16 protein-coding genes and 1 pseudogene are annotated in these 18572 nt (G+C 73.1%); 5 read left to right on the plus strand and 12 right to left on the minus strand.

The features are described from left to right. Nucleotides 1-49: 49 nt before the first annotated feature. Together ACE3QY_RS22045 and ACE3QY_RS22050 are read left to right on the plus strand one after the other, a co-directional pair. Nucleotides 50-1552 (plus strand): oligosaccharide flippase family protein, encoded by a 1503-nt coding sequence (locus ACE3QY_RS22045; RefSeq protein WP_374458217.1) that lies wholly within the window; start codon nt 50-52, stop codon nt 1550-1552. Then, nucleotides 1549-3117 (plus strand): glycosyltransferase, encoded by a 1569-nt coding sequence (locus tag ACE3QY_RS22050; protein ID WP_374458218.1) that lies wholly within the window; start codon nt 1549-1551, stop codon nt 3115-3117. Before ACE3QY_RS22045 ends, ACE3QY_RS22050 begins: the two co-directional genes overlap by 4 nt. Nucleotides 3118-3210: 93 nt before the next feature. On the opposite strand, the gene ACE3QY_RS22055 is transcribed toward ACE3QY_RS22050, so the two are convergent. The 11 genes from ACE3QY_RS22055 to ACE3QY_RS22105 all read right to left on the minus strand — a co-directional run bounded on the left by ACE3QY_RS22055 (nt 3211) and on the right by ACE3QY_RS22105 (nt 14524). Beyond that, the gene (locus tag ACE3QY_RS22055; RefSeq protein ID WP_374458219.1) at nt 3211-4563 is read right to left on the minus strand and encodes an O-antigen ligase family protein; all 1353 of its coding nucleotides are present in this window, start codon (nt 4561-4563) and stop codon (nt 3211-3213) included. Beyond that, nucleotides 4560-5387, minus strand: a complete 828-nt coding sequence (locus ACE3QY_RS22060; protein WP_374458220.1) for a hypothetical protein — start codon at nt 5385-5387, stop codon at nt 4560-4562. Before ACE3QY_RS22060 ends, ACE3QY_RS22055 begins: the two co-directional genes overlap by 4 nt. 24 nt (nt 5388-5411) lie before the next feature. Then, nucleotides 5412-5693 carry a phosphopantetheine-binding protein gene (locus ACE3QY_RS22065; RefSeq protein ID WP_374458221.1) on the minus strand — a complete coding sequence of 94 codons (282 nt, stop codon included), beginning with the start codon at nt 5691-5693 and terminating at the stop codon, nt 5412-5414. Nucleotides 5694-5761: 68 nt separating this feature from the next. Beyond that, entirely contained in the window at nt 5762-6988 is a 1227-nt protein-coding gene (locus tag ACE3QY_RS22070; RefSeq protein ID WP_374458222.1) for a pyridoxal-dependent decarboxylase, exosortase A system-associated, read from the minus strand. Beyond that, complete coding sequence (locus tag ACE3QY_RS22075) at nt 6985-8556, minus strand: acyl-CoA ligase (AMP-forming), exosortase A system-associated (RefSeq protein ID WP_374458223.1); 1572 nt, start codon at nt 8554-8556, stop codon at nt 6985-6987. Before ACE3QY_RS22075 ends, ACE3QY_RS22070 begins: the two co-directional genes overlap by 4 nt. Nucleotides 8557-8646: 90 nt before the next feature. Further along, nucleotides 8647-9669: a glycosyltransferase family 2 protein gene (locus ACE3QY_RS22080; RefSeq protein ID WP_374458224.1), complete on the minus strand. Its 1023-nt coding sequence runs from the start codon at nt 9667-9669 to the stop codon at nt 8647-8649. Then, a complete protein-coding gene (locus tag ACE3QY_RS22085; protein WP_374458225.1) occupies nt 9666-10370 on the minus strand; it encodes a hypothetical protein in 705 nt (234 codons plus the stop codon). The genes ACE3QY_RS22080 and ACE3QY_RS22085 overlap by 4 nt, the downstream gene beginning before the upstream one ends. Continuing rightward, the gene (gene nadE, locus ACE3QY_RS22090) at nt 10367-11371 is read right to left on the minus strand and encodes an NAD(+) synthase (RefSeq protein ID WP_374458226.1); all 1005 of its coding nucleotides are present in this window, start codon (nt 11369-11371) and stop codon (nt 10367-10369) included. Before nadE ends, ACE3QY_RS22085 begins: the two co-directional genes overlap by 4 nt. Then, complete coding sequence (gene asnB, locus ACE3QY_RS22095) at nt 11368-13365, minus strand: asparagine synthase (glutamine-hydrolyzing) (RefSeq protein ID WP_374458227.1); 1998 nt, start codon at nt 13363-13365, stop codon at nt 11368-11370. Before asnB ends, nadE begins: the two co-directional genes overlap by 4 nt. Then, complete coding sequence (locus ACE3QY_RS22100; protein ID WP_374458228.1) at nt 13365-14216, minus strand: serine O-acetyltransferase; 852 nt, start codon at nt 14214-14216, stop codon at nt 13365-13367. The genes asnB and ACE3QY_RS22100 overlap by 1 nt, the downstream gene beginning before the upstream one ends. A 23-nt stretch (nt 14217-14239) precedes the next feature. Then, a complete protein-coding gene (locus ACE3QY_RS22105; RefSeq protein WP_374458229.1) occupies nt 14240-14524 on the minus strand; it encodes an acyl carrier protein in 285 nt (94 codons plus the stop codon). Nucleotides 14525-14728: 204 nt separating this feature from the next. Here ACE3QY_RS22105 and acpS point away from each other — a divergent pair, with 204 nt between their 5' ends. Then, complete coding sequence (acpS, locus tag ACE3QY_RS22110) at nt 14729-15115, plus strand: holo-ACP synthase (protein WP_374458230.1); 387 nt, start codon at nt 14729-14731, stop codon at nt 15113-15115. A 4-nt stretch (nt 15116-15119) separates the two neighbouring features. Here acpS and ACE3QY_RS22115 read toward each other — a convergent pair whose 3' ends face one another. Beyond that, a complete protein-coding gene (locus ACE3QY_RS22115; RefSeq protein WP_374458231.1) occupies nt 15120-16280 on the minus strand; it encodes a hypothetical protein in 1161 nt (386 codons plus the stop codon). Nucleotides 16281-16394: 114 nt separating this feature from the next. On the opposite strand from ACE3QY_RS22115, the gene ACE3QY_RS22120 reads away from it, so the two are divergent. Together ACE3QY_RS22120 and ACE3QY_RS22125 are read left to right on the plus strand one after the other, a co-directional pair. Continuing rightward, nucleotides 16395-17360 (plus strand): hypothetical protein, encoded by a 966-nt coding sequence (locus ACE3QY_RS22120; protein WP_374458232.1) that lies wholly within the window; start codon nt 16395-16397, stop codon nt 17358-17360. A 257-nt stretch (nt 17361-17617) separates the two neighbouring features. After that, nucleotides 17618-18572: pseudogene (locus tag ACE3QY_RS22125) on the plus strand (hypothetical protein); the annotation flags it as partial.

Genomic DNA, 18572 nt, shown 5'->3' on the forward strand with positions numbered 1-18572 from the left:
GCTGACGGGGGACATGAACGACGCGGCAGGGGGCAGCGTGGAGCAAGGCGTGGGACCAGGCGAGGAGCAGGACGGGCAACAGGGCGACCTGGCGCGCACGGCGGCCGGGGCGTTCGGCTGGAGCTTCCTCAACACGGCGCTGTCCCGGTTCGGCACGCTGCTGGTGGGGGTGCTGCTGGCCCGCATCCTGGGGCCGGACGAGTTCGGCACGTTCGCGGTGGCCATGGTGGCGCTGCTGGCCGTGCTGAGCTTCAACGAGCTGGGCGTCAGCCTCGCCGTGGTGCGGTGGGAGCGCGACCCCCGGACCGTCCTCGGCAGCGTCAACGCCATCTCCACGGCGGGCAGCCTGCTGCTGTTCGCCGCGATGTACGTCACGGCCGGGCCGGTCGCACGGGTCCTCGGGGCGCCCGACGCGGCGGGCATCATCCAGCTGATGTCGGTCTCGGTCGTCTTCAGCGGGATGGTGGCCGGGCCGGCGGCGCTGCTCCAGCGCCAGTTCCGCCAGCGGCGCCGTTTCGTCATCGACCAGTGCGTGACGTGGTCGGGCACCGCCCTGTCGCTGGGGCTCGCGCTCGGGGGCTTCGGCGCCTGGAGCCTCGCGTGGGGGCGGGTGCTCGCGACCCTGGTCGGCGTCGTGCTCTTCGTCCACGCCACCCGGCCCTACCGCTGGCAGGTCGACCGGGCGCTCGTGGGGCCGCTGCTCCGCTTCGGCCTGCCGCTGGCCGGGGCGAGCATCGTGGTCTTCGCCGTCGGCTACGTCGAGCAGGTGGCAGTCGGCGCGCTGCTCGGCGCCACCTCGCTGGGCTACTTCGTGCTGGCCTTCAACCTCGCCTCGTGGCCGCTCAACATGTTCTCCCAGCCGCTGCGCAGCGTCGCGCCGGCCGTGTTCTCGCGCATGCAGGGCGACCCCCGGCGGCTGGCCGGCTCGTTCACGCTGCTGCTGCGCGTCGTCGCCGTGGTGACGCTCCCGGTCTGCCTGGTCGGTGCCGCTGCCGCCGACGACGTGGTCCGCTTCGTCTACGGCGACGAGTGGGGCCCTGCCTCCGAGGTGTTCGCCGTGCTCGTGCTCGCCACGTCCGTGCGGATCTTCCTCGAGCTCTCCTACGACCTGCTCGTCGTGCTCCGGGCGACCGGGCGGCTCCTCGTCGTGCAGCTGGTCTGGCTCGCGGCACTGGCGCCCGCGGTGTGGGTCGCAGCCCGGGAGCAGGGCCTGGTCGGGGTCGCCGTCGCGGAGCTCGCCGTGATCCTGGTCGTGGTGCTGCCCTGCTACCTCGGCATGCTGCGGCGCCAGGGGATCCCGCTCGCGCCGCTCGGGACCGCCATCGTCCTGCCGATGGTCGTCTCGGTCGCTGCGGCGGGCCTGACGATGCTGGTGGCGGCCGAGCTGTCGTCGCCGTTCGTCACGTCGGTGGCGGCCGGCACGGTCTGCCTGGCGGCGATCGCCTGCGTGCTGCTGCTGCGCCCCCACCTGCTCCGACAGGCGAAGGCCCTGCGCTCCGGGCCGGCGGTCGCCACCGACGACGCCGACGTCGCCGAGGCGGTCGACGCATGAGGCCGGTGGAGCGGCTCGACGACAACCGGCAGGTCCTCGACCGCCTCGTGCGGCGCGCCCAGCGACTGGCCCGCCGGGGCCGCGACGAGCCCGCGGCGGTGGCCGCGATGACCGCCGCGACCTTCGCGTGGTGCAACCCGACCGGCGTCTTCGCCAGCGGCGACTTGGAGGACGTCCTCGCCGGCCTCGGAGCGCGGCTGCCGGCGCGGCCGGCGCCGGAGCGTCCTGCCGGGGCGCGGCCGCGCGTGCTGCACGTCGTCACGCAGGTCTACGGCACCGGTGGCCACACCCAGATGCTGGCCAACTGGCTGCGCCTCGACACCGCCCGCGAGCACCACGTCTGCCTCACCGGGCAGGGCGAGCGCGAGGTCCCGGACAAGCTCACCGCGGTGCTGCCCTCCGCCGACGCGCTCGTGCGGCTCGACGCCCGGCACCGGCGCCTGGTCGACCGGGCGGCCGAGCTCCGCGACCTCGCCCGCGCGCACGACCACGTCGTGCTGCACGTCCACCCCAACGACGTGGTGGCCGCCATCGCGCTGAGCCCGCGCACCGAGGGGCGGCCCGAGGTGCTGCTGGTCAACCATGCCGACCACGTCTTCTGGGTCGGCGTCTCCGCCGCAGACCGGGTCGTCAACCTCCGCCAGAGCGGCGCCCGGCTCAACGTGGAGCGACGCGGCGTGCCCGAGGCGCGCAACGCGTTCGTCGTACGTCCCCTGCAGCTGCGGGAGCGCGAGCACGCGCGCACCGAGGCGCGGGCCACGCTCGGGATCCCTGCGGACGCACTCGTGGTCGCCAGCGCGGCGGACACCTACAAGTACGGCGCTGCCGGCGGCGAGACGCTGCTCGACGTCCTCCTGCCCGCACTGCGCGACGTCCCGGGCGCCGAGCTGCACGTGGCGGGGCCGGCGCCGGACGGCGAGTGGTCGGTGCTCGCCGAGCAGGGGATCGGACGCGCGTGGGGCCTGCTGCCCGACGTGCACACCTTCCTCGAGGCGGCCGACCTCTACGTCGACTCCTACCCGTTCTCGTCGCTCACCTCGATGCTCGAGGCCGCTGCGATGGGCACACCGGTCCTGACCCTGCGTCCCGGCGGCGACGAGCTCGGCGTGCTCGGGGCCGACACCCCCGAGCTCGACGACGACCTCATCGTGGCCCGCTCCGGCGAGGAGCTGGCGGCCGAGGTGACCCGCCTGCTGCTGGACCGGGAGGCCCGGGAGGAGCTCGGCGCGAGCACCGGCGCCGCCGTCCACCGCAGCCACGGTGACGGCGCGTGGGCGGAGGCCGTCGGCAAGGTCCTCGACGCCCCACCAGTGTCGGGCCCCGCCTCGGCACCCGGCCGCGCGGAGCGGCGTACGGGCGAGCTCGACCGCCGGCTGCTGCTGATGATGGCCAACGGCGTCGGCCAGGGCCTCGCCGGCACGTTGGACACGATGTCCGACCAGCTGCCGTGGGGCCGCCGGCTGGAGACCGCCGCCCGCCTGGCCAGGCAGGGCACGGTCCGGCCAGCCCTGCTGCTGCCCGCGGGAGCGGCGCGCAGGATCCGGCGTCTCCGCTCGCGGTCCTGACGGGAGGGGCCGTGCGGGACGTCATGGCGAGTGGCTGTCCCAGCGAGCGTTGTTCATGACGTCATGAGAATTGCCGGTTCGAACCGACGGAGCTCATGACGTCCTGACGTCGGCCGTTCCAGCGGCCGGGGTGTGGTCGTCCGACGCGCCGCCGGGGGTCGGAGCCGACTCCCGAGTGAGCCGCCGTGCCGCGCCGGCGAGGCCGATCAATAGAAGGAAGCAGCCGGCCGTCTGGGGGAAGGCGAAGGCGTCGAAGAAGGCCAGGCCACAGGCGCCGGCGGCGACCGAGGCAAGGATCGCGTGGGCGTAGATCGCCTGGTCGGCGGCCGCGGGGTCGTCGGTGCGGGCCTCGAGGTCGACCCGGGCCTGCCGCGCGCTGACGAGGGCGCAGACGACGAGGGTGAGGAAGGCCAGCAGGCCGACGGCGCCGGCCTCGATCATCAGCCCGAGGTAGGCGTTGTCGAGGATCCAGTACTTCGGCAGGAAGGTGCCGAAGCCGCGGCCGATGATCGGCGAGCTGGAGATGAACTGGCCGGCGATGTCGTAGCTGCCGGTGCGCGAGGCGATGCTCGGGTCCTCGCCGGCGTTGGAGAACAGGCCCTGGATCGAGCCGAGCAGCCCCGGCACCGAGACGTACATGACCGCGGTGACGACCGTGACGAAGGCGAGCGCCGTCAGTCGCCGCCGGTTGTCCCACTTGAGGGCCAGCACCAGCACGCCGGCGATCGCGCACAGGTACGCCGAGCGCGAGAGCGAGAAGTAGATCGAGGCCATCATCGCCACGAGCATCGCCCGGTAGAGCCAGCGGTAGCGCGATCGCACGGAGGCGCACACGATGAGGATGGGCAGCGTCATGCCGAGCACGACGCCGTACTCGATCGGGCTCGTCGAGGTGCCGCTGGGCCGGGTGAAGCCGGAGCGTGACCCGAGCGTCCACTCGGAGGTGCCGGCGACCAGGCCGGGGATCCGGATGCGGTCGATGTAGAGCTCGCTGGTGGCGTACTGCAGCAGCCCGAGCAGGGCGACCACGCCCGCGGCGAACGCGAGTCGACGCAGCAGCACGACGTGGCGCTCCATGCTGGCGATGCCGTCGGCGGCCATCAGCGCGACGCCGGCCATCCCGAGGAGCCGGAGCAGGCCGGAGTCGGCGACGCTGATCTCGTCGCCGGGCAGCGGGCCGGCCATCGTGTGGGCGTAGACGACGAGCATCACCACGAGCAGGGCGAGCAGCGCGGCCCGCACCGGCTGCACACCGAGCCCGGTCGGCTCGGAGCGCCGCACGGTGAACCACGCCCACGCCATGAAGATCGCGATGCCGACCATGTTGGACGGGCCACCGGCGCTGCCCAGCGCCTGCACGACCATGGGCGAGGGGATGAACCACAGCAGCGCGAGGTACGCCGTCAGGATCGCGGTGGCGTCGATGCCACCGCGGCGCCCGGTCATGACGCCTCGTCGCGCTCAGCACCTCGCCGGCGGCGCTTCACCAGCCGGGTCGTCACCGAGCGCTCGGCCGGGGCGTCCGCGGCCGCGACCGGTCGCAGCGGCACCGGCTCCGGTGCGTCGTCCTCCTCCTCGTCGCGCGCGGAGGCGTCACCGGGCGCGTCCGGCGGGCCGCCCGCGTCGACGTCGGCGTCGCCCGCCCCGGACGGGTCCGGACCGCGCCGTCCGAGGAGCAGGCTGTCGAGCAGCGCGATCAGCATCAGGCCCGCGCCGCCCACGCCCGCGCCCGCGAGGATCGAGGAGCGGATCATCGCCTTGTTGGTCGCCTGCGGCTGCTCGTCCTGGGTGAGCACCGTGGAGGCGACGCGCTCTGCCTCGGGCAGGTCCAGGCCCGACTGCAGGTTGCTCAGCTCGACCGGGACCAGGCTGACCAGCGACTCGAGGGCGTCGGTGGCGACCGTCGGGTCGCTCGCCTCGACGGTGAAGAGGATGATCGGCGCGCTGTTGGTGTAGTCGGGGACGATCTCGAAGCTCGTGCCGACGGGGTAGGTCGCACCGAACTCGTCACTCACCTTCTTCGAGGTCAGCGCCCGCACCACGACGTCGCGGGCCTGGTTGACGCCGCCGAGCGAGAGGTAGGGGTTCTCCTGCGAGCTCGAGCCGTCGGGCATCGAGCTCTGCGAGGGCGGGTAGACCAGCACGGTGCCCATGGCCTCGTAGGTCTTGCCGACCCGCTGCGACACGGCGTACATCGCGCCGAGCGTCAGCACCAGCAGCACCAGCACGAGGTACCAGCGGCGGCGCAGCGAGCCCCAGAGGACGCTCATCTCCATGACGGTTCCCTCCCCGGCTCAGTCCGCGGCCGCGAGGCGGTCGTCGACGAAGTCGGTCAGCGTGCCCACCGACTCGAAGACCTCGCCCGTGAAGTCGTCGTCGTCGATCACGATGTCGAACCGGTCCTCCAGCGCCGCGGCGAGCTCGACCACGCCGAGCGAGTCGAGCTCCGGCAGCTCGCCGAAGAGCCCGGTGTCACGGGTGATCGAGGCCGCCCGGTCCTCGATGCCGAGGGTGCGGGTGAGCACCTCCACCACACCCTCGAGGCTGTCGGTGCGCTGGCTGGTGACGGTGTCCATGACGCTGGTTCCCCCTGGTGGATCTGGTGTCGGTCCGGTGGATGTGTGGCTGGCTGCGGTCTGGTCGCTCACACCAGCACCTCCGGTGGTGCCGGGTGCCCGAGGAAGGCGGTGGGGCTCGCGGTGAGGCCGTAGGCCCCGGCCTGGAAGACGGCGACCAGGTCGCCGACCTCCACCTCGGGGAGGTCGACCTCCTCGCCGAGCAGGTCGAGCGGCGTGCACAGGCAGCCGACCACCGTCACCGGGCCGGTGGGCTCGTCGGTGGCGCGGCTGGCCAGCGTGATCGGGTAGTTGCGCCGGATGACCTGGCCGAAGTTGCCCGAGGCGGCGAGCTGGTGGTGCATGCCGCCGTCGACGACGGCGTAGCTGCGCCCGCGCGACTCCTTCACGTCGACGACGCGGGTGACGTAGACGCCGGCCTCGCCGACGAGGTAGCGGCCCAGCTCGGTCACGAACGTGGCATTCGGCAGCGCGGGTGCGAGCCGGCTGTCGACGAGCTCGGTGAGCCGCGCGCCGACCGCGGCGAGGTCGAGCCGCTGGTCCCTCTCGAAGTAGGGGATGCCCCAGCCGCCGCCGAGGTTGACGTACTCGACCGTGCCGGGCACGTGGCGGGCGAGGTCGAGGACGAGGGCGACGGTCTTCTCGAGCGCCTCGGCGAGGATGTCGGCGCTGAGGTTCTGGGAGCCGGCGAAGACGTGGAAGCCGACCACGTCGACGTCGTGCTCGGACACCTCGCCGAGCAGCGAGGGGACGGCCTCGGCGTCGACGCCGAACTGCTGCGGGCCACCGCCCATCCGCATGCCGGAGCCCTTCACCGCGAACGGCGGGTTGACGCGTACGGCGGCGCGCGGGCGCAGCGCCAGCTCCTTGCCGGTGCGGACGAGCCGCTGCAGCTCGGTGCGGGACTCCACCTCGACGGTCACGCCGGCGGCGACGGCCCGCCGCAGCTCGGCGTCGGTCTTGCCGGGGCCGGCGAAGCTGATCGAGGCGGGGTCGCAGCCGGTGTCGAGGGCCACCGCGAGCTCGCCCGCGGAGGCCACGTCGAGGTGGTCGACCAGGCCCGCCAGGTGCTGCACGACGGCCGGCATCGGGTTGGCCTTGACGGCGTAGCCCAGGCGCAGCCGGGCGGGCACCGCGGCCCGGACCTCGGCCACCCGTGCGGTGATGAGCGCGCGGTCGTAGGCGAAGAACGGGGTCGCGCCGACGCGCTCGGCGAGGCGGTCCACCGGGATCCCCCCGACGAGCAGGCGACCCTCGGCGGTGCCGTGGGCGGCGACGTGGTCGCTGGTCCTCATGCGGTCAGCTCCTCGCGCAGCAGGACGCGGTCGAACTTGCCGTTGGGCGAGCGCGGCAGCTCGCTGCGCACCACCACCTCGGCGGGCACCATGTAGCGCGGCAGCTGGCGGCGGAACACCTCGACCAGGTCGGCCGGGTCCAGGCTCTCGCCGGCCGGGCTGACCACGACCACCACCCGGTGCCCGAGTGCCTCGTCGGGCAGGCCGAGCGCCGCTGCGTCGCGGACCAGGCCGCTGTCGTAGGCGACCTCCTCGATCTCCGTCGGGCTGATCCGGTAGCCGGAGGTCTTGATCATGTCGTCGGTGCGGCCCACGAAGTAGAGGAAGCCCTCCTCGTCGGCGACCACCCGGTCGCCGGACCACACCGCCAGCTCCGGCGTACGCCAGTCGGCGAGGTCGCCGGGCACCGGACGGAACCGCTCGGCCGTCTTGTCCGGCGCGCCCCAGTAGCCCTGCGCGACGAGCGCTCCGCGGTGCACCAGCTCGCCCTCCTCGCCCGGTGCGCACGGGGTGCCGTCGGGCCGGACCACGAGGATCTCGGCGTTGGGGATCGCCTTGCCGATCGAGTCGGGGCGGCGGTCGACCTCCGACGGGTCGAGGTAGGTGGACCGGAACGCCTCGGTGAGGCCGTACATCAGGAACGGGCTCGCCTGCGGGAAGATCTCGCGCAGCCGGGTCAGCGTCGCCTGCGGCATCCGGCCGCCGGTGTTGGCGAAGTAGCGCAGCGACGCGGTCGCCTCGGCCGGCCACTCCGCGGCGATCAGCTGGATCCACAGCGGCGGCACGCAGGTCAGGCCGGTGACGCGGTGGCGGGCGCAGAGCCGCACGACGTCGCGGGCGAGGAGGTAGTTGACCAGCACGACGTGCGCGCCGGAGGCGAAGGCCGTGGTGACCTGGCTCAGCCCGGCGTCGAAGCTGAGCGGGAGCGCGGCCAGGATGACGTCCTGGTCGTGGTTGCCGAGGTAGCTGGAGACGCTCTCGGCGCCGACGATCAGGTTGCGGTGGGAGAGCACCACGCCCTTGGGGCGCCCGGTGCTCCCGGAGGTGTAGAGGATCGCGGCGGTGTCGACGTCGATGGCGTCCGCGCGGACGGGCTGGTCGGGCGCGTGGGCCAGGAGCGTCGCCAGGTCGTGCACCTCGACCTCGCCCTCGGTGGCCTCCTCGCCGGGCTCGCCGTCGACGAGCACGACGTGGGCGAGGGCCGCGCAGCCCTTGGCGTCGTCGCGCGCCGACTCCCAGCGCTGGCGGGACGTGACCAGCACCCGCACGTCGCAGTCGCCGAGGATGTAGGCCACCTGGGCGCCCTTGAGCGCCGGGTTGACCGGCACGAAGACGGCGCCTGCGGCCGAGGCGCCGAAGATGGCGGTGATGGTCTCGGGACGCTTGTCGAGGTAGACCGCGACCCGGTCGCCCCGCTGCACACCGAGCCCGGCCAGCACCGCGCCCGTGCGCCGGGCCTGCTCCCACAGGGTCGCGTAGTCGAGCGTGACGTCCTGGTGGCTGAGTGCGGGACGGTCGCCCGAGCGGTCCGCTCGCTCCTCGAGCAGGTGGTGCAGGTTCGTCCGCATCTGGTCAGGCCCCCATCGTCCTCACACCGGCCGCCGCCCCCCGGCGACCCACGGCACGTCGAGTGGTCGACTCGACGCCCACCGGCGACGCTACGTACCGGAAGCCTCCGCAGGGGCTTCTCCGGCGGGTAGTACCGGATTTGGGGTAGCCCCGGACGAGGACCGCCCCGGAGCGGTCCCGTCGAAGCGGTCGAGCCACTCGGGACCCCGCGGGGCGCGGAGCAGCGACGGGCGGGTCAGCGCGCGCACGGCCGCCTTGGCGATCGCGTCCCCGCGCAGCGCACGGGTGGACTCCCGCAGCATCAGCGCGACCCAGTAGAGAGCCGTCCGCGGCCGTGAGAACAGGCGCGAGAAGAGCCGGAGCCGGTTGGCGGTGAGCAGCGCCCAGAGCCGCGGCGAGGTGCCCGACCCGCCCTCGAGGTGCTGCGCGCCGGCGCCGGCGACGTACGCCACGGCGAAGCCGCGGGAGCCCGCGCGCAGGTGGAACTCGGTCTCCTCGGAATAGAGGAAGTACGACTCGTCCCACGGCCCGCAGGCGTCGAGGCACGCGCGACTGACCAGCTGCGTGGAGCCCTCGGCCCAGTCGGGCGTGGCGTCGTGGGAGTAGCGCGCCGGGTCGGTGACGACCTCGCCCAGGGCCGGCCAGCGCCCGGCCACCGTGGCGCCGAGGACCGCGTCGGCGTAGGCGCGCAACAACGTCGGGCTGCGCCGCATCGAGTGGATCAGCTCGCCGTCGGCGTCCGTCAGCCGCGGCACGGCGATGCCCGTGTGCGGGGCCTCCAGCGCGGCCAGCAACGCGGGCAGGCAGCCGGGCCGGAGCCGGACGTCGGGGTTGAGCACGAGCACGGCGGGGGAGTCGGGGGTCGCGGCGATCGCGGCGTTGACCCCGGCGGCGTAGCCGGCGTTGCGGCCGGTCTGCAGCACCGTGGCCTCCGGGCACAGGGTGCGCGCGACCGCCACGGTGTCGTCGCTGGAGGCGTTGTCCACCACGACGAGGTGGAAGGGGACGTCGCCGGCACCTGCGGGGAGCGAGGCGATCAGGCCGGGGAGCACGTCGGCGCTGTTCCACGTCACCACGGCTACTGCGACCGGCTGCGTGCTCACGGTGCTCATGCGGTCACCGCCGACCGGGGTCGGCGGCGCAGCAGCGACGTACGCGCGGGGGTGCGTGCCGGGGCGGGGCGCGACCGCGGCCACCGACGCTCGAGCATCAGCAGGACGGCGAGCGTGATCGCCATCCCCGACAGGCCGGTCCCCGCGAGCGCGCGCGACCGGCTGCCGGTCACCGCGATCACGGTCGGGTTCTTCGACGACGGCACCGCCCGGGCGCGCAGGTTGAGCGGTGCGCCCATGTCGTCCTGGAGCTCCTCGAGCAGGACCGAGACGCGCAGCGACGTGGCGCGGGCGGTCGCCAGGACCTCCTCGGGGTCGGCCGCCGCGACCTGCACGTCGAGGTAGTTCGCCGGGAAGAGCGGCCGCCACTGCGTGCCCAGGTTGGGCACCCGGACCTGGACGCCCTCCCGGTGCCCCTCGCCGACGATCGTCGCGGCGACGTCGCCGGTGAGCAGCGGCGGGTCGCCGTCGTTGAAGTCGGTGGCGATCACCCCGACCAGCGGCTGGAGGCCGTAGACGGGGTCGTCGAGCACGGTCGTCTTCTGCGCGCCGCTCGGGCCGACGAGCAGGATGTTGTACTGCGTCCAGTAGACCGGCGCCTGCTTGGTGACGACGTACAGCGCGCCCACCGTGAGGACGGCGCCGAGCAGCACGACGTACCACCGCCGCAGTGCGGCGGCGATGAGGTCGCGTGCGGTCATCCGATCTCCTGCACCGGTTCGACGAGCTGCGGCGGCAGGTGGAGGTACGCCGTCGTCGTGCGCTTCTGGTCGATGTCGCCCCACACCCGCTCGACCTGCGCCGTGGTGAGGCCCACCGCAGCGGCGACCTGCTCGATCGGGGTGCCGTTGTTCTTGCCGTGGAGGCAGACGTCCATGAGGTTCCACGGCAGCGAGAAGTAGAACTCCTCCTGCGACTGCGGCAGCGAGTAGGTGTCGGTCGTGGAGGGACGCGTGCGGATCGCCTCGGGGACGCCGAGGTGCTCGGCGAGCGCGTACACCTGCGTCTTGTAGAGGTGCGCGATCGGCTTCACGTCGGCGGCGCCGTCGCCGAGCTTCACGAAGAAGCCCTGGTCGTACTCCAGCCGGTTGGGCGTGCCGGTGACGACGTAGTTGAGCCGGTCGGCGTGGTAGTACTCCATCATCCGGCGTGTGCGCTGCTTGAAGTTCGTCGCGGCCACGATGCCGAGGTACGACTCGGTGGTGAGCCGGTGGCGCGTGGTGGTGCCGTCGGGCGCCTGGACGACGACGGAGTAGAGCCGCAGGCTCTCGGAGTCGACGACGCTCGGCAGCACGATCTTGGACAGGTGGTCCGGGCCGTAGTCCGGGCAGACCATGCGGATCGCCTCGTCGCGCCGCTCGTAGCACCCCGCCGCCTGGAGGATCGGGGTGATGTCCTCGACCGCCGAGTCGATCCCGAGCGAGTCGGAGACCATCGTGCTGAAGCCGAGGGTGTCCTCGGAGGAGTCGCGCTCGGGCATGTGCAGGCCGAAGACCCGCTTCGCGCCGAGGGCCTCCACGCACAGGGCCGCCACCACGCTGGAGTCGATGCCGCCCGACAGCGCCACGGTCGCGCCCTTGCGTCGGGACCGCCCGAGGTAGTCGCGGAGCATGGTGGTGATCCGGGCGACCTCGGCGTCGAGGTCCAGGGCGAACGGGTCGGAGGCGACGGCGGCGTCCTGGGTGTCGTGCACGGTGGTCATGCGGTGCTCCTCACGGGCTGGACCCGGTCGATGACGGTCATCGGCTCGGGCGGTGCGGTGTCGGTGGCGCGGCCGGCGTCGGCGATCAGCTGCTGGTGCAGCAGCTGCGTGGAGACGACCGCCAGCAGGCGCATGTTGTCGGTGTTGCCGGTGCGTACGCCGCGGGTGCGGGCCGCCTTGGCCAGCAGGCCCTGCACGGCGCGCGGGGCGAAGACGCCGGCGTCGGCCAGCGCGGCCGGCGACGTCACGTCGCCCAGCCAGTCGGGCGGGGCGTCGCTGAAGAAGCTCGCCGTGTCGGGGGCCCGGTAGGGCTGCTTGGGCCGGCGGCGGATCGACTCGGGCACGAGGTCCTCGAAGGCCAGCTTGAGCAGGTGCTTCTCGTCGAGGCCGCACAGCTTGTGGCGGGCCGGGAGCCGGTTGGCGAACTCGACGACGTCCTTGTCGAGGAACGGGAAGCGCCCCTCGACGGAGTTGGCCATCAGCATCCGGTCGCCCTGGCTGGACAGGATGTAGCCGGGCAGCAGCGTGGTCATCTCCAGCCACTGGGCGCGGGAGAGCGGGTCCCACGAGGCGCTCTGCGGCGGCAGCAGCGCCAGCACGTCGTCGCCGGCCCCGGCCGCGATCCGCTCGCGCAGCTCCGGGGCGAGCATCCCCTTCACCGCGCTCGTGGACGCCCACCGGGGGCGGTGGGAGATCGCCGGGTCGTGCGGGTCGAGGTCCTGGCCGAAGAAGCTCCGTGCGAAGGCCGGGGCCTGGCCGGGGTTGTTGGCCATCCAGGGATAGAGCAGCTCGACCGCCCGGTCGCGGGTGGCCGACCCCGGGTCGCGCGCCCAGAAGGCGCGCACCCGACCCTCGCGGAAGATGTCGTAGCCGGCGAGCACCTCGTCGGCGCCCTCCCCGGTGACGACCACCTTGTAGCCGTTCTGCCGGACCAGCTTCGAGAGCAGGAAGAGCGGCGCCGGTGCCGTGCGGAGGATCGGCGTCTCGGTGTGCATCACCACGTCCGGGAAGACCTCGGCGACGTCTCCGGGCGAGACGACGATGTCCTGGTGCTGCGCACCGAGCTGGGCGACCATCTGCTGCTGGTGCTCGCCCTCGTCGTACTCCGCGTCGGCGAAGCGCAGCGAGAAGGTGTGCAGGGGAGCGTCGGTGTAGCGGGCGATCACCGCGGCAGTGATCGAGGAGTCGATGCCCCCGGAGAGGTAGGCCCCCACGGGCACGTCGCTGCGCAGGAAGCGCAGCCGGGCGGCCTCGACGAGGCGGTCGCGCAGCTCGCGGGCGTTCTCCTCGACGTCCTGCCCCGGCTCGGCGCCCCGTGCGGGGAAGTCAGCGCTCCAGTAGGGCTTGCGGCGGAAGCCGTCGCGGTCGAGCACCGCGACGTGGCCGGGCTCGAGCTGCTCGATGCCGCGGAAGACCGTGCGCGGCGCGACGGTCGACCAGTAGGTCAGGACCTGGTCGAGGCCGACCGGGTCGAGCTCGCGGGGCACCGTGGGGTCGGCCATCAGTGCCTTCACCTCGGACGCGAAGGCGATCCGGTGGGCGTCGCGGGTGAAGAACAGGGGGCGTACGCCGAGCCGGTCGCGGGAGAGGACCAGGCGGCGCTCGCGGCTGTCCCACAGCGCCAGCGCCCACTGCCCGTTGAAGCGGGTGAAGCAGCCCTCGCCCCACTCCTCCCACGCGTGCACGATCACCTCGGTGTCGCTGTGGGTGCGGAACCGGTGGCCGCGACGGCGCAGCTCCTCACCGAGCTCGACGTAGTTGAAGATCTCGCCGTTGAAGGAGATCCAGAGGGTGCCGTCCTCGTTGCACAGCGGCTGCGCGCCGCCCTCGGTGTCGATGATCGCGAGGCGGGTGTGGCCGAGCGCGGCCTGGTCGTCGAGGTAGAGGCCGCTGCCGTCGGGTCCCCGGTGCTGCAGGCGACCGATCATCCGGGTCACCAGCTCGCGGTCTGGCGGAGGTCCGTCGGTGACGACGACCCCGCAGATGCCGCACATCAGGCGGGCCTGCCGGCGCGCGCGAGGACGGCACGCATGCCCTCGGCCGTGCCCAGCTGGTCGGGGTCGATCTCGTCCTCGCGCAGGACGACGTCGAAAACGTCCTCGAGGAAGATCGCGGCCTTGACGGCCTCCAGGTGGCGGTCGCCGGCCGGGTCGCGGAGCCGGGCGTACTCGGCGAGCGCCCGGTCCACCTGCTCGGACGCCTCGTCCCGTGCGGGAGCCGGGCGGCGGACCGTGTAGTTGAGCATCGCGGAGTTGTCGTAGTCGGCGTTGACGACGCGCCCCGGGTTGCCCGCGACGAGCGCCCGGGCGGGCACGTCGCGAGAGATCACGCTGCCGGCCGAGAGCGTCGCTCCGTCGCCGACGGTGATGCCGCCGGTGATGGTCACGCCGGGGCCGATCCAGACGTCGTTGCCGATCCGGGGCACGCTCTGGTCGCCTGCGGCCACCCGCTGGCCGATGGTCACGTTGTGGTGCAGGCAGCAGTTGTCACCGATGCTCACCGGGCCGACGAACACGCCGGTGTGGTGCATCAGGTAGAGCCCCGGCCCGATCCGGGCGCGGTGGTCGATCTCGGCGTGGTGGATCGTCGACGTGCGGCGCCGCCACACGGCGCTCGCGATGCGGGGCGCGAGGCCCAGCACGCGGTGCTGCGCGTAGTAGCGGCGTACGGCCTGGTCGAAGCGGTAGCACGCGACGACCCGGAAGTCGGCGTTGAGCAGCCACAGCCGCAGCCGCTGCCGCAGGCCGCGCCGGCCCTCCGCGGAGATCGTGTAGTACTTGTCGAGGTCCGTCAGGAACGGACGCTGGTCCGGGTCCGCGTCGACCCGGGTGATGGTTGCCCCCATGGCTGCCCCCCGGAGTCGCGCGGTCAGCCGACAGGCTGGGTGGCCCCGGTCTTGGCGAGCACGAAGCGGGTGAGCCCGCCGATGCTGCCGAGGTTCTCGAAGACGGTCTCGGACTCGGCCACCTCGATGCCGAAGCGGTCCTCGAGGAACTCGATCAGCTCGAGGATGCCCGTGGAGTCCACGATGCCCGTCTCGAGCAGCGACTCCTCGTCGCCCGGCAGTCGGTCGGTGTCACCGAAGAGGTAGTTGTCCCCCATGAACTCGCGCAACGTCTTCCTGATCTCGTCGCGCTGCATCTGGTCCTGCACGTCGGCCTCCCATGTGTCGTGCGGGCCCGCCCCCTGTGGACCCGCCGATCAGTGGAACAGGTGAGGAGGGCGCCGCCGGGCGCGAGGAGCGATGCTCCCCAATAGTGGTGACGGGCCCTCCGCGCGCCCGTCCCGGGCGTCACAGAGGCCCTAGCGTTCACCCGTCGGCCCGCTCCTGTGCGGGCCCGGGAACGGGGGACCTCGATGATCGGCGCGGGCACGGACATCGTCTCGGTGGCGCGGATCGCCGGCCTGGTGCGCACCGGCGGCGACCGCTTCCTGCAGCGCTGGTTCACCGGCGACGAGATCGCCTACTGCACCTCGATGGCGCGGCCCGAGCTGCACCTCGCGGCGCGGATGGCCGCCAAGGAGGCGGTCGTGAAGGCGCTGCACGGACCGGCCGACGGACCGGTGCCCTACGGCTCGATCGAGATCACGCGGGGCGACGACGGTGCCCCGGGCGTGGTGCTCAGCGGCGACGTGCTGGCCTTCGCGCGCGGTCGCGGGGTGGGCCCGATCCACGTGTCGATGTCGCACTGCGACGAGTACGCCGTCGCGGTGGCGCACGCCGAGGCCGCCCCGGCCGGCTGACCCGCTACCTGCGTGCGCGGCCGGCTCCCAGCGGCACCGCCTGCGGGCGGCTCCACTCCTCGGGCGGCCGGGTCGCCGCCGGTCCGCCGACCAGCCAGACCTCGCCCCACTGCACGCCGGCGAGCCAGTCGCCGTCGGCCAGCAGCGGGCGCAGCCGCGACAGGTCACCGACCTCGAGGCCGGTCACCAGGACCCGGTCCGCCGGGTCGAGGGAGGCCAGCGCCACCGGGAGCTCCGGGAGCTGCAGGGCGGTCATCGAGATCGGGCGGCCGTTGCGCTCGAGCACCACGGGACGTCCGGCCTTCGCCGCGAAGGCGCCGACCCGGTCGACGTTGACCAGGTGCAGCGGGTGGGTCGTCGACCAGTCGACCAGGTCGACCTCGTGGGCGATGTCGGCGAGCACGACCTCGATGCCGAGCTCGGCGCGCACCTGGGCGGCCAGCCGCGACTGCCGCAGCCACGTGCGGCGCCAGCCCTGGCTGCGCACGACGGGCAGCTGCTTCCAGTCGAAGCCACGGGCGCCGACCGTGCCGCAGCTGGTGTGGATCGGCTGGAGCGCGGGATAGCTGTCACCGACGTGGCGGTGCGCGTCGTCGAGGCGCGCCAGGTTGGTCGTCATGCTGTTGTGCGTGATGGCGGTGTCGACGGCCCCGGCGAGGCGGCCCGCGGCGCGCACGCGCAGGGCGTACTCCACGGCGTAGGCGTGCCACGCCAGCTCGGGGTCCTCGCTGAGCGGCTCGGCGAGCAGGTCCGCGCGGCGCGCGATGACGAGCACCTCGTCGAGGGTGTCGACCGGGATCGGGCTGGGGGCGGACTCGCCGATGAGGATCACGCGGTCGCGCAGCCGGCCGGCTGACGTGTTGGCGGCGGTGACGCCGTTGGCGCCGAGGATGCCCCAGCGCTCGTCCTCCAGCCACGCCGCGCAGGCGGCGAGCTGGTCGACGTCGTGCAGGTAGACGTCCTGGTGGACCAGCACCACCACGTCGTGGTGCGCCGTCCGCACCGCGTGGTTGAGCGCCGCGCCGGCGGTCGAGTAGGCGTGCGCCGTGTTGTCGATGGGGAGGTACTCCACCTCGACGGGTCCGTCGTACGCCTCGAGCGAGCGGTCCAGGCAGTGGCGTCGCACGACAGGGTCGTTGAAGACGCACGCGATCGTCAGTCCCACGGCGCGAGTCGACCACGGCTCGCCGGCGACCCGGCCGGTCGAGCGTCGACATCCCCCGAGTGGGGTACGCGCGTGCAGGGAGGTCCGGGTGATGCTGGGGGCAGGGGGTACGTGATGTCACGGAATCGACGGACGGCCGCGCTGGCCGTCGCGGCGCTGGTGGTCGCCGGGCTGGGCGTGGTCGGCTACCGGGCGCTGGCCCAGCCGGAGCCCTCCGGGACGCCGTCCTCCGCCGCGCCGTCGCCGTCCGAGGCGCCCTCGAAGGCGAGCGCGGACTACGACACCTCGGTCTTCCCCGGCAAGGGCAACACCGGCGTGCCGCCCGGCGTCGAGCTCGAGCCGTACGCCGGCCCCTGCACCCTGGTCGAGACAGTGGTCCTCACCGGCGTCGATGCCACCGGCGTCTGCCCGGCGATCGTGGTGCAGGCGCCCGACGTGCGGATCGAGGACTCCCGCGTCCCGCGCGTGGAGTCGACCGCGACCCAGGTCGACGCGAGCTTCTCGGTCGAGGTGGTCGACTCGGAGGTGGTCGCGGGCGAGTGGATCGGCGGCGCCGTGTGGGGGAGCAACCTCACCGTGCGCCGCGTCGAGGTGACTGGCGGCCAGCACAGCGTGCACTGCGGCAGCCACTGCGTCGTCGAGGACTCCTGGCTGCACGACCAGTTCAACCCCGACGGCGAGGCCGCCCACAACAACGCCTTCATCACCAACGGCGGCACCGACATGGTCGTCCGCCACAACACGCTCCACTGCACGGCGAAGCTCAACGCCACCGGCGGCGGCTGCACCGCCGACCTGTCCCTCTTCGGCGACTTCGAGCCGGTCGAGGACGTGCTGGTCGAGGACAACCTGCTCAAGGCCAACGCCGAGTCGGCGTCGTACTGCGCCTACGGCGGCGACGCCCCCGGCAAGCCTTTCCCCGAGGCCACCGGCATCGTCTTCCGCGGCAACGTCTTCGAGCGCGGCGCCAACGACATGTGCGGCGTCTACGGCCCCGTCACCTCCTTCAACCCCGCCTCCGCCGGCAACGCCTGGCAGGACAACACCTGGGACGACGGGAGCCCGCTCACCCCGCAGTAGCCAGGCCTCGGTAGGCGGTCGAAACCCTCCCCGGTGGTTGAGGTGCGAGCGCCGTTCCCCGGTGGTTGAGGTGCGAGCGCAGCGAGCCTCGAAACCACACACCCAGGTGGTCGAGTAGCCGAGCGAGGCACGAGCGAAGGCGTATCGAGACCCTCGTCCCTCGGTGGTTGAGGTGCGAGCGAAAGCGAGCCTCGAAACCCTCCACAGATCCGGTTCGACCGTGGTCAGTGTCGGTGCGATCGCCTAGAATCGAACACATGATCGAGACGCTAGGGCGGGACGCCGGGAGGGTCGCAGACGACCTCTCGGCCAGCAGCCTGCTCGCCTCGATCAAGACCTCCCGCCAGGTCGAGCACGCTGAAGCCGCCCGCCAGCTCGACCTGGCCGCCCGATGGGCCGACCTCCACCCACCCGAGTCGATCCACTCCGCTGCCACCTTCGCCACTCCGGGCTGTGAGCACGAGGAACCCATCGCCGGTGAAGGTGCTCCGCTGGTCGCGGAGTTCTGCATCGCCGAGCTCGGCAGCGTGCTCGGCATGTCGACCACCGGGGCGAAGAAGCTCATCGGCCAGGCGTTGGAGCTGCGCCACCGGTTGCCGCGGTTGTGGGCGCAGGTGCACGCCGGTGTCGTGCCGGCCTGGAAGGCCCGCACGGTCGCGGAGACCACCATCCACACCGTCCCCGCCCTCACCGTCGAAGCGGCGGCGCACGTGGACGCGCAGGTCGCCGCGGTCGCCGGCCGGATCGGTCCCGCCCAGCTCGACCGGCTCGTCGCCGACACCATCAAGCGCTACGACCTCGCGCACCCGGATCCTGCCGCGGATCCGGAGGACGGCTACCTGCACGTCGACCCCCGCCACGCCACCCTGCGTGACGAGGACGTCCACTTCGCCGGCACCATGCGGTTCGAGGCCGAGCTCGACATCGCCGACGCCCTCGACCTCAACCACTCACTCGCCCGTGACGCCGAGACCCAGAAGGCATTGGGCTCGACCGAGTCCCTCGACGTCCGGCGGTCGAAGGCCCTCGGCCACCTCGCCCGCACCCAGACCACCCTCGACCTGTCTCCCCCAGGCGGTCGAGCAGCCGGTGACGACTCCCCAGGTGGTCGAGCAGCCGGCGCGGACCCTCAAGGTGGTCGAGTAGCCGGCGCGGACCCTCAAGGTGGTCGAGTAGCCGGTGAGGAACGAGCCGGCGTATCGAGACCCGACC

This window comes from Nocardioides sp. (genome assembly GCF_041913365.1).
GTDB lineage: Bacteria > Actinomycetota > Actinomycetes > Propionibacteriales > Nocardioidaceae > Nocardioides.